Raw genomic sequence first — 17,712 nt, forward strand, 5'->3', positions numbered from 1 at the left:
TGGCTCAGCGCTCCGTCATCGCCCGGTCGAACGCTTTCAGCACCGGCTTGAACAGGTAGCTCAGAATACTGCGGCTGCCGGTAATCACTTCTACGTCGCAGATCATGCCCGGGACGATCGGGAACGACTGGCCAGCCCGACTGATGTAGGACCGGCGCGTTTCGATCAGCACTGTGTAATAGGCTTCGCGCTCGACCTCGTCGAAAATGCTGTCGGCCGAAACCTGCTGGACCGTGCCCTGCAACCCGCCGTAGATCGAGAAATCATAGGCCGTGACCTTTACCACTGCCGGATCGCCGACCTTGATGAAGGCGATATCGCTCGGTGCGACGCGGGCCTCCACCAGCAATCTGTCGCCAACCGGAACGATCTGCATGATCTTCTCGCCGGCATTGACGAAGCCGCCCTCCGTGGTCACCTGCACGTCGTTGACCACACCGTCGCTCGGCGCACGCAATTCGTTGCGCAGCTGGCGCGCTTCGGCACCGCGGATGGTCTGCTCGTTCACTGCCATGCGTGTCGTGACTTCCGACCGTTCATCGAGAGCCTGTTGACGAAACTCGAGCCGCGCAGAGCTGAGATCGGCCTGCGCCTGGCTGATGGCTGCCCCGGCACGCGCGGCCGCCTGCTGGGCTGCCGACAACCTGCCCTGCACATCGACGAGATCGCGCTGCGCGGTCAGCAGCTCGGTCTTGGGAACGATACCCTGCGCCGCCATCGGCTCCAGCATCTGAACCTGTTCCCGCGCGAGGCGCACGCTGTCCCGCAGCGAGGCAACGGTGGCGGCTGCTTCCTGCTGGTCGCGCCGGCGCTGCTCCACTGCTGCCGCAAGGGAACTCTCGCGCGCCCTCGCCGTGGAAACGCGGGCCTGCTGCAGGCGGCGTTCGTCGGCGCATACCGTGCCCGGTGCGCAGCCGAGCGCCCCGCCGGACGCTTCCTGCTCGAGACGCTGGGCGCGCACGGCAAGGCGCTGGTTCTCTGTCTCGAGCTGGCCGAGTTCGGACGACGACTGGGCATCGTCGAGCCGCACCAGAAGCTGTCCCTTGCGAACCGATTGTCCGCTGCGGACAAGGATTTCCTCGACCACCGCAGGTTCGGCGGGCTGCACCAGCTGTGCCTTGCTCGACGGAATGACCCGGCCGGTTCCGCGAGTGACGCTGTCGACCTGGGCAAAGGCGGCCCAGACCAGCAAGATTGCAAGTCCGGCCGCCGAAACAACAATCAACCGCCGAGGAGCATCAAGCCGCTGCCACCATCGTGCCAAATTCATTCAGTGGGCTCCCTCGCCTCTGTGTCCGCGACCATGTCTGCTGTCATCGATCCCGCCTGCTCGGCCACCGCTGCATCATAGCGCGATTTCGTCGCGACAGGGTCGGGAATGCTGAGGCGCCATTGTTTCGTGGTATCGAGCCTTCCACCAACGTCGGCACTGGCATGGCGGTCGCTCGGATGCGCCGTCACCGTCAGGCCGGGCACGAAGGTTTCGACCGGCTCCACCATTTCGGGCACGGCATCAAGTTCCTGCGCCCGTGCCAGCCGTTCCCAGTCGAGCTGCGGGATGGCCTCGCTGCGCGACCAGAGATCGGTAAAGGCCGCGGTGCTGCCGCCACGACCGGGGAAACGGTAGAAGATATGCGCGCCGATGACCTTCAGCTTTTCCAGCGTGAACGCCCATTTGGGCAGGACATAATCGGCATGGTAGTGGGTCGCGGTTCCGACCGGCGTGAACTGTTCGCCTGCCAGGGCCAGCCTGGCGATCCGGGCCGATTCGTCCCACTGGCGCTGCATCGGGCGCCTGAGCAGGGCCCCGTCGCAGGTGAAGCTGAACTGGCACACCCGCGCATTGGCACCCTGGTACACCACCCCGCAAACGGAGTCGGGATAGGCCGGGTGGCGCATCCGGTTCATGACGACCTGAGCGACGGCCTTCTTGCCGTCTTCGGGCTCGTTGGCCGCTTCGTAATATATCGCCTGCGTCAGACAGCGCAGCGCCATGCCGTATTGCGTCGACTGCTGCCCCATCGGGCTGTAGGCCGAAAGATAGGCGAAGTTGCCGCCCACGACCGGGATGAGCTTGTTGCGCGATTGCGCGTCGGTCCCCGCCACAAGCAGTTCCTGCGCGTCTCCGGTCGACATGCCGGAAAGGGCAGACTGCATTTCACGGGCGATGCCAACGCTGGACATTTCCCCCGCCGCCTCGACCGTGGGCCAGCTGGGGGCCGCGGCAAACGCCATGATGGGCAGCATTGCCAGCGTGCGTAACGAAAATGTGGGCAGGCCAATCATCGGACAAGTCCTTCCAGTCCCGATCCGGCAGAAGCGAGCACGTCACGAACGGGGCCGTCGGTGACGATCTTGCCTTGCGACAGGACCACAATGCGATCGCAAAGGGAAAACAGGGCCGGGCGATGGGTGGCGATCACCAGGGTCTGGCCGGGGAGCATTGATGCCCCGAGGTGTTCGACGAAATGCCGTTCGGTCTGACTGTCCATCGCGCCGGTGGGTTCGTCGAGAAACAGCAATTCGCACGGCGTGACCATCGCACGCGCCAGCGAGAGGAAGGCTCGCTGCCCGCCTGAAAGCTTGCGCCCGCCCTCGCCGACGGCGCGATCGAACCCGCCGCCGTCCTGGACGAGGAAACGGTCCGCGCCGGTCTTCTGCAAGGATGCAAGAATTCGGTCGTCGGTCGCCTCGGGTCGGCCGAGCGACAGATTGTCGCGGATCGTTCCCGAAAACAATGCGGCATCCTGACCCACAAAGCGCAGCGCACCGCGCAACTGGTCAGGACGGTATTGGCCGGCATCGAGCCCGCCTACCAGCACCGTCCCCTCTGTCGGCTGGTAGAGCCCGCACATCAGCCGACCCAAGGTCGACTTTCCGGAAGCGACGCGCCCCACCAGCGCCACCTTTTCGCCCGGCGCAATCGTCAGGTTGATGCCGTCGATCGCTGCCTGCTGTGCCTCGGGATAGGCAAATCGGACATTCTCGAAACGGATGGTCGGCTTGCTGATCGCCGAAGGGGCCAGAGACCCGCCGCGATGCCTTTCGTCGCTCGCTTCGAACAGGCGTTCGATGCTCGCAAGCATTTCCTGCGCCTGCCGGCCCCGGGTCAGGACGAATGCAATCTGCCCGGCCGGTGCCAGCGACCGCGAAGCGAGCATGACGATGGCGATGATAGCCCCCATCGAGATCTCACCGGCGGCAAAGAGGTAGTAGCCCCCGATAATGAGTGCGACCGTCGAAAGCTGCTGGAAGGTCTGGGCAAGACCGACGGCGACAGAATTGATGTTGCGCAGGCGTTCCTGCGAATGCGCCCCGGCATCGGCCAAGCGATGCCAGCGACCGAGGATGCCGCCCTCGCCCCCCATCGCCTTCAATGTCTCGGCACCGGCGAGGGACTCGACCAGCAGGGTCTGCTGCAATCCGTAATCCGCCTGTGCGTCCTGTGCCGCAGTGCTGACCTTGCGCTGCAGTACGTACCCTGCCGCAAACATCGCCAGGATAATCACAAGCGGCACCAGCGCGAGCCAGCCCCCGATGATCGCGATCACAGCGACAAAGACGAAGAGGAACAGGACGTCGATCAGCAGAACGACCGTGGTGGACACGAAGAAATCGCGCACGATGGCGTATTCTGACACGCGAGCGGCCAGCGAGCCGGTATGGCCCTTGCGCTCGTTCAGCGGAGTCGCCAGCAACCGGCCGAAAATCTTTTGCGAGAGTTTCAGATCGAGTCGCCTGGTGACCTGGTCGAGCACGGCGGTCCGACTGCGACGCAGCGCGAATTCCAGGGCGAAAGCAATTACGACCCCGACGCCGAGCACCCACAGCGTTTCGGTGGCGCGGTTCGGTATGACCCTGTCGTAAACGTTCATCGTGAAGAGTGGCAGCGCAACGGCCAGCAGGTTGATCACCAGCGATGCCAACAGCACCGGCCAGAACGCCTGCCGTTCCTTGCGCAGTTCGCTCCAGAACCAGTGGCCCCTTCCCTTGGCATGCCAGGGTGCCTCTTCGGCGCGCTGCAGGTCCGGATTGCCGAACACCAGGAACATACGGCCGGCGTAATCGCGGGCGATATCCGAAACCGGCCGCCAGTGTTCCTGTCCGGTGGCCGGTTCCCAGACCAGTGCCTCGTTCTCCCGCAGTTCGGCGATAACGACGAAGCGCTCGTCTGCCAGTTCGATCAAGGCAGGATAGTCGGAAGTGGAGCGCGACAGGCTGCGCCGCCTGACGGGTTCGAAACCTACCCCGGCAAGCTCGAGCGCAGCCTCGGCCTGGTGCGCCGGCAACCGCCCGTCGACGTGACGGGGAAGCTGGGCCAACGCAGTGGCGGCAGCGCCGCGCCCATACCGTCGGGCAATTTCACCGATGCAGCCCGAAAGGCTGTCGATTTCGCTGCCTGCAAGATGGTCTTCGGGACGCGACACTTCCGCCAATCTCCTGAACCGAACTACTTCGGGTAAACCCGACGCTGCGCCTCGGCGGGCACGGGCGGTCCGTAATCGAACCGCTCGCGTTCCGCCGAGCCCGAACCCTCCCCTGGGCCAATGCTGAGCGCGTCGAGGAAGTTATTGGTCGCAGCCAGGATCTGGTACCGCGCAAAGGTTTCCGAAAAGCGGGAGGTTTCCAGACGAACCTGCGTATTGAAGCGCGTATTCTGCGCATCAAGCACGTCCAGCAGCGAGCGGCGTCCGATATTGAACTGGCTGCGGTAGGACAGCAGCAGGTCGTCGGAGACGCTCGACTGGCGATCGAGGGCGGTGGTCACGCGGCGCTGCGAATCGAGAGCGTTCCACGCGGCGCGGACATCCTCTTCGGCCTCGCGCTGCCTGGCGTGCAAGGCGTAACGGGCGATGGAAGCCTGCCGGATCGTTTCCTGCAGGCGCGCACGATTGATGCCGCCATCGAAAACGTTCCAGCGCAGAACCACCCGGCCCTGCACGTCGTTGGTTTCGCCCGCGAAGCCATCGATATCCTCACCCACGCGGCCGCGTAGTTCCAGCCCGACAGTCGGGTAGAGGTCGCCGGTCGCCTTCTTCACCAGCGCATTGGCCGCATCGACGTCGGCCTGGGCCTCGCGCACCAGCGGATTGCGCAAACGGGCCATGCCGATCGCCTGGTCGAGGCTAGGCGGGACGGCCACAGCGAGGTCAGGCGGCAGGACGACACCGTCGATATCGAGCCCGGTCAGGCTGCGCAGGCTGATGCGTGCATCTTCTAGCGCCTTGCGCGCTTCTTCCTCGCGCACGCGCGATGCCTGCAGCCGTTCTTCGGCCTGCTGCCGGTCGGCTACGCTGATCGAGCCTTCGTCGACGCCCTTGCCGAGGTCGCTGACGAGCAGCTCGTGGAATCGGCGATTGTCCTCTGCAGCAGCGACGATACGCTGTTGCAGCAGCAGGTCGAGATATTGCCGCGAAACCTGCAGGGCGACAAATTCGGACCGTTCGACGATGCGGAGCGAGGCCCCGTCGACGCGGGCCGCCTGCCGCAGCAGTTCGCCCTTGCGCCGCCCGAAATCGAGCATGGTCCATTCGGCGGAGACACCAGCCTCGATGGGATAGAGTTCGTTATCGGCAATGCCGAGATTGCGGCGGGTCGTGTTTTCGAGCCGACGGATACCTGCCGAAGCCTCGATATCGAGCCGCGGTGCATAGAGGCCCTGGGCCTGCCGTCGTTCGAACTCTATGCCTTCCTTGTTGTATTGGGCCTGCAGGATTTCCGGGTTGGTCCGGACTGCGACATCGATCGCTTCCTGCATGGTGACGGTATCAGTGGCTTCCTGAGCCATTGCCATCGGCGATACCCCGGCGAGAAGCACTGCCGCAGCGACGGGAAGAATGAAATTGCGCATGGGAACTCCTCTCGATCCTTACTGCGAAACCGTGATTTCGACCCGGCGGTTTTGCGGATTGCGAACCCCGTCCTCGGTCGGAACCCGGGGGTTTGCTTCACCCTGAGAGCTGACATCGAGGCGGCTGCGATCGATGCCGAGGCTTGCCATCAGGGATGCAACCGCATCGGCACGGCGGCGGGAAAGGCCGTCGTTATAGGCATCGCTGCCCGACTTGTCGGTGTGTCCCACGACCTTGAACGAACGCCAGCCGCAAGGTTCGGCATTGGCTGCGACGATGCGGATAGTCTGGGCCGCATCGGCGCCCGGCACATCGGAATCGAATTCGAAGAAGATGATGCCGGGCGCAGGGTTGTCGCACAGGGCCGGCCGCTCGATCGGCTGGACCGGCTGCGGCACAGGGCGAGCGGGCGCCATGCGGCGGCGGTTCATCTGGTCGTAGGCGTAACCACACTTGGAAATGCTGACTTCGTCGCGGGTATTGGACTTTAGATATCCGAGCGCAATTGCGCACTGGACCTTGGCTTCGGAAGCCCAGGTATAGCGGGCATCGTTGGCGGAGATGACCTGGTCATCGAGCGTTGCCGCGAGCGCGGCGTCATACCGCATCTGGAGCGCATTACGCAGGGTGTCCCGGTCAGTCGAGGCGAGATCGGACGCCGATTCCTGCGCCGAAACCCCAACTGGCACGGCCGCCAAAATGGCGGCCGATGCGATGAGCATGTACCTTTTCTTCATGTCCTACCCCCTTCGGAAGATCTGCTCCGGCAATTACGATTGGCTGGCCGCAACGGCAGCGGCATCGAGGTGATCGAGATCGAGCGGCCCCGCTGCGAAACGCGGACTTTCGTTGACGAGCTGCTGATCGAGCAGGCCGGCGTGAAGCGGCTCGCCGCCGATGACCCATTCGCCATTGCCGACCGGCTGGATCATTTTGTCGAGGACCGCGTCGAGCGCGGCCTCGGCAGCGATTTCGGCCAGCACACTGACGGCGGGTTCCGCTGCCAGCATGGACGGCGCGCCATCGGGTGTCCCGCCGAGCGCCAACAGGGCGTCCATGGCCTGGTCGACCGCCAAGGTGTTGCCCTGGCCGAACGAGAATGCCGATACATCGCCCGGCCCTGCCCCCAACTCTGCCATCGCTTCGTAGGTGTCCGGCTGCACGTCGAGCAGCTGCTGGATGCCGGTGCTGCGTCCGTCGTCGCCTTCGCCGCTCCTGGTCGTTGTGGACATGGCATTGCCGTCGAACCGGTAATCATTGCCAAGCCCAAGCGTAGGCAGCTCGAATGCCGATGTGTCGGTAAGTGTCCATCCCGCTTCGGCCTGCGCCGCGAAAGTGCCGGGCAGGTCGGCAAGGTCCGCCACCGGTGCGAGGGGCTGGTTCCAGCCCTGTGCCGCCAAGGGTGCATCGAACAGCAAGGCGCCCGACATTGCCGCGATCGTACCGGTTCCACCGACGCGCATGCCAGCCCGCATTTCCTGCTGGGAAAGACTTGCCGCGAAGGCACCCGATCCGGGCGCGCTTCCGTTGTCGTTAGCCGAGGCTACGCTGAGCGATCCTTCTTCGAGCAGCGCCAAGGTGCTGGCAATGGCCTGAGTGCCCAGCGCCGCAGCCCCAGCGACAGGTGCATTAAGCACGATGTCGATATCCTCGGAAGCGATCAGGTCGCCGTCATTGTCGACAATCGAAATCGGCACGCTGAACGGCACGGGATCGTCAGTGATCGTGGTCGTTCCGAAACCGGTCAGCGCAAAATCGTCGCCGCTCAGGTGCTGGATTTCCAGCGCCTGGTAATTGGTCGTCGCAAAAGTCGCGATCTTGACGTTGACATCGTAGATGCCGAGCACCGTCGCATAGCGCCCGCCGCCCGAGTTGATGAAGTTGACCGTGTAGCTCCTGTCCGCGAGCCCGCCCGGGTTACCGACGGTCACCGTGATCGGATAGGTCTGCAGGGGGTCGAAAATGACTTCCTGCTTCTCGCCATCGTACTCGATGACGATCTTGTTCACGATCGCCAGCGTGCCGGTTCCCAGCACCGGATCGGCCACCGGCCCGTCGTCCGGCGCGTCGGTTACGACGAACGCCTTGAAGCTGGCGAGCGTGTTCGACTGGCCATCGCCGAAGCGGACGACCGCGCCGTTCACATCGTAGTGCTCCACGAAGCTATGGTCGCGCTGCGTCAGATCACCGTCATAGTCGGCTCCGCCACCTCCAGCCTTGGCAGGGTCGTTTTCGAGGTCGAGGACGAAATCGAGGCGGATGCCCTCGTTCTCTCCCACGTTCTGCCCGCCCCCACCGCCGGTAACACCTGCGGAGTTGGCATTGCCGTTGATCGCATCGCCACGGCCATTGGGACTGAACGGCGTGAGCAAGAGATCCTGGCTCAAGTCATCGACATAGGTGCCACCGCCAGGACCGAAGGGATTCTGCCCGTTGGGCACGAAGCCGGCCCACGGCGTGTTGCCGCCAAGGAACTGGTAGGTGCCATCGTTGAAGTTGATGTTCGAAGTCGCATCGAGCGGCAGCGAAACTTGCAGCACATAGTTGTCCTGCGAGCTGGCCGGATCAAGGGTCAGGCGGAACACCTCGGTGGTGGTACCCTGCTTGACGGCGACCAGCGTCGTGCCGTTGTCGATAATCTGGTAGCTCAGCGGCGAAAGCCCCGAAGTCAGGTTCTGCGCCACCAGCGCATCGATCGACGCCTGGGTAAAGATCACCCGGCCGCCGTCGCCGCCGAAGTTGTTGTCGACATCGTTGTCGGTGTCGAGCGACGCGGTGTAGGTCCCTGCGCCGTTGGTCGCGGTCATGTCCGCAGCGGAGACAGCAACCGGTCTGTCATCCTCAATCGTAAGGGCGATGCCGGCAGGAACCAGCGTCGTGGCGCTACCGTCAGACACCGTGATCGGAATGTTGAAGGACAGGATATCCTCGGCCGATGTGTTCGAATGGTCGATGGGCCGGACGAGGTCCACCGTCCAGTTGCCGCCATCGTCGATGGCGACAAGGAGCACCGTCCCCGCGGTGGTGCTGCCCACCAGCGTCTTGCCGTCAGGGCTGGCCTGCCAGGTGACGGGAAGCCCGCCCGAGGTGAGGCCGGGCGTCGTCGGGGCAACCAGCTTCACGACGAAAGTCGTATTGTCGACGTCGGTGATGGTGATTTTGCCCGAAGCTTCGAAGCTGTCGGTCGTGTCGGTCGGCGTCCCGACATTGTCAGGGAGACCGCCGGTCAGCCCCTCGTCGGATACGGCGGTGATGCTGCCGGTCACCATAGGCGCATCGTTCGCGCCGAAGATGCTGATCTTCAGAGTCGAACCGTTCGAGGCCAAGCCATCCGAAGCGGTATAATTGAACGTGTCGACCAGCGGCGTGCTGCTGGCATTGAGAGCCTGCACAGCGTTGTACGCCGTCGGGTTCTGCGCCTGCGTGTAGAGGCTGTAGCTATATGTTCCATTGCTGTTCAGCGTCAGGATACCGTAGGTGCCGTTGAAGGTGCCAACCGTGGTGACGCTCAGCGGCTCCACATCGACGTCGGTATCGGCCACGTCGGCAAAGGTGCCGCTCGGCGCGCCCGGATGCAGGACGTTGGCGAGCACATTGCCGGTAATCGGCGCGCCCGCATCCTCGATGGTCCAGTTCGTGTCGGGATTGGCCACAGGCGCATCGTTCACGCCGTCGATGCGGATAATGAGCGTCGTGCTGACTGCGTCGCCATCCTTGTCTTCGATCGTGTATGTGAAGGTATCGGTCCGGCTTTCGCCCGTATCGAGGACCTGCAGGGCGGCGTTGTTCGGCGTGTAGGTGTAGGAGCCGTCACTGTTCATGACGAGCGTGCCCCATTCCCCGGTGGTGTTACCGCCCAGCGTGCCCGCTGCACCGCCGAAACCGGTGATGGCCTTGACCACCGGGCTCGCAAGCCCGTCGGCACCACCCTCGTCCTTTCCGGCAAGACCGGAGTCCGTGCCGGTCCCTTCGACGACGTTGCCTATCGTGTTGACCGCGTCTTCGGTCAGCGAGTCGGTGTCCGGATTGGCGCGAGGGGTGTCATCGTCGATGCGGATGATGAAGCCCTTGGTGTTGTGGATCGTGTCGCCATCGACGTCGGTGGCCGTGATCAGCGGGCCGAAATTGATGTCGATGTCGGTGACGTTCTCGCTATCGTTCGCATCGGCGTGATCGACCGGGCCTTGCAGCGTGAAGATGAACTGCCCGGTGGTCGCATTGAGCGTGACCGTGAAGATCGGCTTCGTGCCCGCAGTCGCGACGATCGAATTCGCGGTCACGACATAGGATACGGCAACCCCGCCCGAAGTCAGGGCAGGCAGCAGGTTCGCAAGCGCCGTATCGAAGGCGTAGGTGAGCGGATCGTCGGCCCCGGCTAGGAAATCACCCGTTACCGAAGTGGTGACGCCAAGAGCTTCTCCCGTAGCGTCGTTCGTTCCGTTATTGGCGATACCTCCGGAAAGACCGTCTTCATCGACTGTCAGGATGCGGCTCACCTGTCCGCCGCTTATCGCTGGCGTGTCGTCGTCGACCACGATGGTCAGCGAAGTGGTGGCCGTATCGTTGTCGCCATCCGTCAGCGTCGCGCCGAGCGTGAAGGTGACCTCGTTTTCGTTGTCCAGCCCGTTGTCGATATGCCAGACATTGTTCTGCTGGCTGACGGTGTAGGCTCCGGTCGCACCGTTGAGCGTTACGGTGACGACAGTGACCCAGTTGCCCGCGCCCTGCTCCTGCTGGATCAGGACACCGTCGCTTGCCGGATCGTCGGCCAGGCGGAAGCCGGCGGGCAGAGTGCTGCCGAGGTCGAAGGCGACCGTACCGCCGTCGTTGCCGAAGCCTTCAGCCGGATCAACGAGCGTGCCGGTCAGGTTCAGCGTATCCGGCGACTGGTCTCCCGGCCCGTTCGCATTTCCGCCGAGCGCATCGTCGTCGAGATAGACAACGAGCGTCGGCTCGGATGTCGGGACATCGTCGGCGAACAGAAGGTCGCTACCGATATTCAGCGTGGCGCTGTCGGTATCGCCGTCGCGGTCGGTGATCGTTGCGGTCAGGCGGACAAGGTTGTCTGCCGACAGCGTCGCATTGGCGCCGTCGAGCGTCGAGGCCGAATGATCGACGGCCCGCAACTGGTCGAGCTTGACGTTGCCGCTGCCATCGACCGAGACGGTGAAGACCTTCTCCCCCGTCGCCGCAGCGCCAGCATCGGCGCCTTCGCGCCCTACGACCACGCCCGCTTCGAGGAACAGGAAGACCGCATTGCCGGTCAGCGTGTCGACGATGCCTGACGGCTGGCCGCCGGTCACGGCCAGCGCGTAGCTCGTCCCGGCCGAACCGTCATTGCCTCCGGCAAAGGTGAATGCGCCGGCGAACGACAGGGTTGCATCAGTCGCCAGGGCGGCATCGGATACCTGCAGGTCGGGATTCGTCCCGCTCAGCACCACGGATGGACCGTCGTCGTAGAATACCAGCGCGCCGCCGATCTGCACGGATGCGCTGTCGGTATCGTTATCCCCGTCCTTGATCGTCACGTTGGCGCTGATCTTGCCGGCAAGGTTGAGCGTGTCGTCATGCGCCGGGCCTTCGGGGCCGTCGACCAGATGCTCCAGCGCCACGTTCTGCGTCAGCGTGACCGTGCCGTCGCCATTGATGACCACGGTGAAGGCAGTCTTGGTGCCCGTACCGTCGTTATAGGTACCGGTAATGGTGGTGGCATTGGTCTGGACGAGCGTGATGGGGAAATCGCCCGCCGCTGTCGCGAGACCACTCGCCGCATTGGTCACCGACAAGGCGAACGTCGTCCCGTTGTTGCCATCGGCACCGAAGTTCGCCGTGTAGGAAATCACCGGAGCCAGAGACGTGTCGCTTGTCGGGAAGCCATTGCTTTCGTCGACATCGACGCCCGTGCCGAGCGCCACGTTGCTGAGCGCCGGGCCATCGTCGAGGAAGGTCATGCTGCCGGCGATGTTGGCGATGGCGGTCGCCGTGTCGCCGTCGCTGTCGGTGACTGTTGCCGACAGCGTGATGAGGTTGGCGGCAGCGAACCCGACCGGCTCGTTATCGTTTGCCGTGTCGGCGTGCTTCACGGCGCGCTGCTGGTCGAGGGTGACCGATCCGGCTGCATCGACGGTCACCGTGAAGACGAGCAGGTTGCTGCCCGCGGTCCGACCTTCGATGACGGCGCCGTTCTTCACCAGCACCACCGCCTGGCCGCTCGCGGTGTCGACCAGGCCGGTCGCACCGGCATTGATGCCGAGGCTGTAACCGCCGATGGTGCCGGGATTGTCGGCGTTGTAATCCGGCGTGAACAGGCCGGAGAAATCAGCGACTGCGTCAGTTGCGAAATCGCTCTCGTCAACCGTCAGGGCGCCTGCGACCGGCGTGCCGGCCGTAACGGTCGGAAGGTCGTCGGAAACCGAGATGCTGACCGTCGAGCGAGCCTCGTCCCCGTCGATGTCGGTGGCGACAACATCCACATCGCCGAGGTCGACCAGGTCGTCGACATCGATGGTCGGATGGCTGTCGTAATTGTCGTTGAGGGTAGCAGTCACGGTCGCCGTGTTGCCGACCAGCGTCAGGTTGAGCGTGACTACCAGCCTGCCGCCGTCCGAACCTGTAATCTGGCTGTCGCTGACACGCACCCAGGTAAGGCCGCCGCCCAAGCCGGCGGTGCCGCCGAAAACGATCGACGCGATGGCATCCGAACCGGGGGTAAAGACAATCGTATCGCTATCGCCATCGGGCGCAGCAGGCGACGAACCGTCGGCAAGGTTCTGGTCGTCGAGAGCCAGCGCGATATCGGGCCCGGCGGACGGGTCGCGTCCATCGGTGATGAAAATCGGCTGAGCCGCAGTGTCGAAATCGCCGTCCCCGTCGGTCAGCGTGTAGGTGAAGCCGGCTGAAATATTGCCGCCACTCTGGTTCTGGTTGGGATTGGGATCGAAGGTCCAGTTCCCGTCCCGATCGATGGTATAGGTGCCCTTGGCCGTCACCACGGTGGCCGTGCTGCCGTTCTGCGGCACCGCGGTTGTGACGCCGTCGATGGTGATCGCCGTGACGCTGGCGCCGTCGGCGCCCTCGGTGTCATCGACGCCGTCGAGCATGACATTGCCGCCGATCGTGCCGACCGCATCCTCCGCCACGACCACAGCCGCCTGGTCGGTGGCATTGGGAATGTCATCGACGATGTTGACGGCAATGCTGCCGGACCCGATCAGGTTGCCGAGCGTATCGCGCACCTCGTAGGCGAAGCTCTCGGCCCCGTTGACGACATTGGCCCCGTTTTCGTTGACTGCATCGGTGAAGGGCGTGTCGAGAGTATAGGTGTAGGCCCCCGTCGCGCTATCGAGCACAAGCGTGCCATAGGTTCCGTTTGCAGGGCTCAGGAGCGTGTACACCAGGGTCCCGGATGCACCGGCGACAGTGATCTGGCCGTCGGCATCCACCTCGCTGCTCGAGCTTGCATCGCTGCCTGAAGGAAGCCCGGCCTCGTTCACCAGAACGTCGTTGTCGCTCACTTGGCCAGCGACATTGTTGATGTCGATGGTCAGGGTCGCCGTCGAGGTATCTCCGTCGCCGTCGATGATTGTGTAGGTAAAGATGTCCTGCGCATCGGTGTTCGTCGAATTGGGATTCGATTCGTAGCTGTAAACACCGGTGGCGGGATCCACCGTCAGGGTGCCGAACTGGCCGGCGAGAACAAGCTTGCCCGAGGCATCGACAGTATCTTGCGTCGTGCCTTGGTTGGAGCTGGCGACGGCAATGACAGCCCCGCCGAGCCCGTAACCATCCGCACCAGGGACATCGATGCCGGCACCGTCGTCATCCGACAGCAGGTTGCCGCCTATCGAGCCACCTTCCGTGACGGTATTGCTGTTGTCCGTCGCCGTCGGCGCATCGTCGACGATCCGGATATCGAGCGATGCAGTGTCGGTCGAGCCGTCGGTGTCGGTTGCGACAACGGCGAAGCTGTCGACGAAGGATCCGTTGTTGCCGCCTGTGTGAAGCAGCGAATTATCGTCGAGGACATAACGATAGCTGACCGTGGCAGCCACGACGTCGCCATTGGCATCAGTCGTGGAGGTCACGCCGGTAATGGTGAGGATGCCATAGACAGGATCCGCAACGGTAACCGGATAGGTCGTGGTCGCGCTTGCCGAAAACACTACGACACCGCCGACCGTGAGTGTGGCAAGGCCATCCTGGCTGGTGATCGTGAACGAACCCGTCTGGACCAGCGCCGCCGCATCGGGCGACGAGCCATCGGCCAGGTCGTTTTCGAACAGGGTCTCTTCCGCGCCCTCGCCGTCCAGACCGGTGATGACGACCGGATCGTCCGTCCCGTTGATGGTGACGGTCACGGTGGTGGTGGTGGTGTCGCCGTCGCCGTCGGTGACGGTATAGCTGAAGACATCCGTCAGCGTCTCGGTTCCGTCCAGCCCCTGCACCAGCGCGTTCGCATTATCGAGCACATAGCTGTAGTCGCCATTCGAACCGATGGTAAGCGAACCGTAGTCGCCGGCGACGCCAGCACCTACGGATCCGGCCACCGGGCCTGCCGGAGTGCCGGCCGCAACGCCGGTGACAGAGGCACCGTCCGCTCCGAGAACATCGCCTGCTCCGTCCGTGGCATTTGCATCGGCACCGCCGCTACCGGTCAGGACGTTCCCGTCCGCAACCAGCGGGCCATCCTCGGTGACGGAATCGACATCGGCAGCCGCCGAAGGCCGATCGTCGACGATCGCGATCCTGAGCGTATCCTGGCTGAAATCGCCATCCTTGTCCGTCACGCGGACGACGAAGGCGTCCTGCGTGGCATCGCCGCTGGTGTTGTCCTGCAGCTCGTAGATGTAGCTGATGGATCCGGCCGCAATCGCGGTAACCGTCAACGTACCATGCGCGCCAACAAACGTCTGGCCGACCGCCGTGACGGCGACGCCGCCGATCGTGACCGTTGCAGGCCCGTCAGGCGCCGTGAAGGTGAACACGCCGCTGGTGAACTCGCTGTCCGACGCCGCGTCCGAGCCTGCCGGCGGACCGGCAAGCCCGGCCTCTGCAACCTGTGTACCAGCTTCGCCAAGGGCGGGCAGATCAAGCGATGTGCCCGAGTTCGCGATAGCGATCACGAGCAATGCAGATGCGGTATCGCCATCGCCGTCCGTGATGGTGTAGCCGAAGCTGTCGCTGACCCCGCCGGGTGTGCCGGGATTGCGCGTGTAGCTGTAGCTGCCATCGGCGGCGATCGTCAGGAAGCCATAGAGGCCCTGCACCACATCGCCCGGACCTCCGCTCCCGCCGGCACCGCTATAGCTCGTGACCTTGGCGGAATCCGCCCCTTGCGTATCATTTGCGAGAACATTGCCCCCGACCGGACCGTACAGCCCTGCGGCGATGGCGTTGGCATCGTCCGCAGCATCGGGAACATCGTCGACGATGGCAATCACCAGCGAGGTCGACGCCGTGTCGCCGTCGCTGTCCGTCACAACAAGCGTGAAGGTGTCGCTGTCAGGGTCGACCAGCGTATTGTCGGTCAGGGTGTAGGAATAGCCGTAGCTTCCATTCGCGAAAGTCACGGTCAGGACGCCCTTGGCTGTCGTCACCGTGCCGCCGCCGGTCACGTTGACGCCGTTGATGACGAGCGATGCTACGGCATCATTGCCAGTCCCGATGCCAATCGCGCCAACCGCTGTTTCGCTGGCACTGGCTGCATCCGACCCCGCCGCTTCGCTGCCGCGCGCAGGAAGGCCGGCCTCGGCCACATCGTCGTCGCCCTCGACAGCGATCTCGGGCAAGGAATCCTCGAGCAGGCTGATCGTCACTGTGGCCGTGGCTACATCGCCATCGCCGTCAGTGATCGAATAGTCGAAGGTGACGGTACCTTCCTCGCCAGGTCCGGGCGTGTAGGTGAAGGTGCCGTTGCCGTTGTAAACCAGCGTACCCGTGCCGCTGAGGCTGCCCGCAACAGGTGCTATCGCAGAGAGCGCCACATTGTCGGCGCCGGGCGTGTCGTTGGCGAAAACATTGACCGTGACAGGCGCATTCTCGGCGGCCTGCGTCGCAGCATCGTCCACCGCAGTTGGCGTGTCGTCGACGACATTGATCGTCACGGTGTCAGTAGCGGAATCGCCGTCGAGGTCGACAACGCGGATCGTGAAATCGAACTTGGTGCTGTCGCCTGCGGTATTGTCGCCCAGCGTGAACACGTAACCGATGGTGCCGTTACCGGTGACCGGATCGTACGAATAGCTGGTGATGACAAGCGTGCCGCCGGTGGTCTGCACGATCGTTTGCGGCAGTGCACCGGGCGTGATGGTCACGCCGTTGATCGAAACGCTGGCGACACCGTCCGGGCTGTTGAAGGTGATCGTCGAGCCCGTCGTCTCGGTCTTGTCCGAATTGTTGTTGGCATCATTGTCGGCAATTTCGCCGGTGCCGGCGGTTTCACCGGGCCGCGTACCCAGGCCGCCTTCATCGACTACAGTTCCGTCGCCCGTTTCCGGAACGAAAGTGATCGCGTTTTGCGCATCCGCAATGCGGATGACGAGCGTTGCGGTCGACCGGCTGCCGTCCTGGTCGACAATCGTATAGGTGAAGCTTTCCTCGACCCCGCCCGGCGTGTTGAGTCCGCGGGTGTAAGTGTAGGACCCGTCCGCCTTGATCGTCAGGATGCCATATTGCCCCTGAACCGACCCACCGGCAGCGACCGAGACTTCGCTCCGGCCAAAGGTGACGACACCGCCCGTGGCAGGGAAGTTGTCAGCGCCCGAGACGTCATTGACCAGCACATTCCCGGCGATGGGCGCGTGCGAACCGGCCGGCACGATGCCGATGTCATTGGCCGCAATCGGACCGTCGTCGACGATGTTGATTGTCAGCGAAGCCGACGCCTGGTCACCATCGGTATCGATCACGGTAACCTGGAAGAATCCGTCGCGGTCCTGGCCGATGGTGTTGTCGAGCAGGGTGTAGGTAAAGCCGATTTCGCCAGTCGCGAGGTTGATGCTCGTGATGGTCAGACGTCCTACCGGCGAGGTGAAGTTTTGCCCCACCTGCGTGATCGCTACCCCGTTGATGAGGATTGCCGACAGGCCATCGGGTGAATTGAAGACAATCGTTCCGCTGGCGGTCTCGCCGTTACCTGCCTCGTTGGTACCCTTGGGTTCACGCGGAGCCCCACGTTCCGGCAAGCCCTCTTCGTCGACCGTGGCAATGGCCGAGGTGACGCCTGCCGGGTTGTCGGGCGTCTCGATAACGACTTCGGGATCGCGATCGATGAAGGCGGGAATGATTTCCTCTTCCCTATCTTGGGGAAAACCGAAATCGGTGAACGGGAGCAGGTCGCCGAGGTCAAAGGCATCCTGGATTGCCCCCTCGTCGTCGGCGAAGTTTCCGCCCGAGCTTTGCGGGCGCCCTGCCGCCGGCTCCGGCTCGTTGCCGGTCAGCAACTGGGCAACGTTCTGCGGCGGCACGACGACGCCGCCGACGATGATCTGAGGCACGAAGACAGCGCCATCGGGAACGACGACGCGGGTTCCGTCGGTCAGGACGATGATCAGGTCACGCCCGTCAACCTCGAGCGCCTCGATGGCACTTCCCGCAGGCAACGTGACCGTATTGCCCGCCGCGGACAGAACCGCATCGTTCGTCCCCGGAGTGCCAAGCGCTTCCTGCGCCTGCACGAGGTTGGCTTCATCTTCGCTGCGTTCGTGAAAATCCATCTTCCCGGTCCATCTTGCAAACCAATGGCGTGCCCGCTTCCGGGCTGACCATGGCGACGAGACGAAGCCGGGTTTTCGAGCAGGCCAAGTCCGTCAGTTTACGCAAGCGACCCTGGGTTAACGGCTCTATCCCCGCATCGTGCGGA

At 63.8% G+C, this 17,712-nt stretch carries 6 protein-coding genes; all 6 read right to left on the minus strand.

Annotated features, from left to right (window positions below; genetic code table 11):
• Nucleotides 1–4 precede the first annotated feature (4 nt).
• From WAB17_RS13595 to WAB17_RS13620, 6 genes are read right to left on the minus strand one after another with little or no spacing between them, the layout of a single operon-like run.
• On the minus strand, nucleotides 5–1,270 hold the full coding sequence (locus tag WAB17_RS13595; RefSeq protein ID WP_435417879.1) for an HlyD family type I secretion periplasmic adaptor subunit: 1,266 nt from the start codon (nucleotides 1,268–1,270) through the stop codon (nucleotides 5–7).
• Nucleotides 1,267–2,286 carry a cell wall hydrolase gene (locus tag WAB17_RS13600; protein ID WP_435417880.1) on the minus strand — a complete coding sequence of 340 codons (1,020 nt, stop codon included), beginning with the start codon at nucleotides 2,284–2,286 and terminating at the stop codon, nucleotides 1,267–1,269. The genes WAB17_RS13595 and WAB17_RS13600 overlap by 4 nt, the downstream gene beginning before the upstream one ends.
• On the minus strand, nucleotides 2,283–4,427 hold the full coding sequence (locus WAB17_RS13605) for a type I secretion system permease/ATPase (RefSeq protein ID WP_435417881.1): 2,145 nt from the start codon (nucleotides 4,425–4,427) through the stop codon (nucleotides 2,283–2,285). Before WAB17_RS13605 ends, WAB17_RS13600 begins: the two co-directional genes overlap by 4 nt.
• Before the next feature lie 23 nt (nucleotides 4,428–4,450).
• Entirely contained in the window at nucleotides 4,451–5,851 is a 1,401-nt protein-coding gene (locus WAB17_RS13610) for a TolC family protein (protein ID WP_435417882.1), read from the minus strand.
• A gap of 18 nt (nucleotides 5,852–5,869) precedes the next feature.
• Nucleotides 5,870–6,589 carry an OmpA family protein gene (locus tag WAB17_RS13615; protein WP_435417883.1) on the minus strand — a complete coding sequence of 240 codons (720 nt, stop codon included), beginning with the start codon at nucleotides 6,587–6,589 and terminating at the stop codon, nucleotides 5,870–5,872.
• Nucleotides 6,590–6,622: 33 nt separating this feature from the next.
• Complete coding sequence (locus WAB17_RS13620; protein WP_435417884.1) at nucleotides 6,623–17,566, minus strand: DUF5801 repeats-in-toxin domain-containing protein; 10,944 nt, start codon at nucleotides 17,564–17,566, stop codon at nucleotides 6,623–6,625.
• Nucleotides 17,567–17,712: the final 146 nt, after the last annotated feature.

Origin of the sequence: Parerythrobacter aurantius (assembly GCF_045291475.1) — a bacterium.
GTDB lineage: Bacteria > Pseudomonadota > Alphaproteobacteria > Sphingomonadales > Sphingomonadaceae > Parerythrobacter > Parerythrobacter aurantius.

Coding starts and splice junctions, on each gene's coding strand:
- WAB17_RS13620 (WP_435417884.1), bottom strand. CDS start 17,566: ATGGATTTTCACGAACGCAGCGAAGATGAAGCCAACCTCGTGCAGGCG.
- WAB17_RS13610 (WP_435417882.1), bottom strand. CDS start 5,851: ATGCGCAATTTCATTCTTCCCGTCGCTGCGGCAGTGCTTCTCGCCGGG.
- WAB17_RS13615 (WP_435417883.1), bottom strand. CDS start 6,589: ATGAAGAAAAGGTACATGCTCATCGCATCGGCCGCCATTTTGGCGGCC.
- WAB17_RS13600 (WP_435417880.1), bottom strand. CDS start 2,286: ATGATTGGCCTGCCCACATTTTCGTTACGCACGCTGGCAATGCTGCCC.
- WAB17_RS13595 (WP_435417879.1), bottom strand. CDS start 1,270: ATGAATTTGGCACGATGGTGGCAGCGGCTTGATGCTCCTCGGCGGTTG.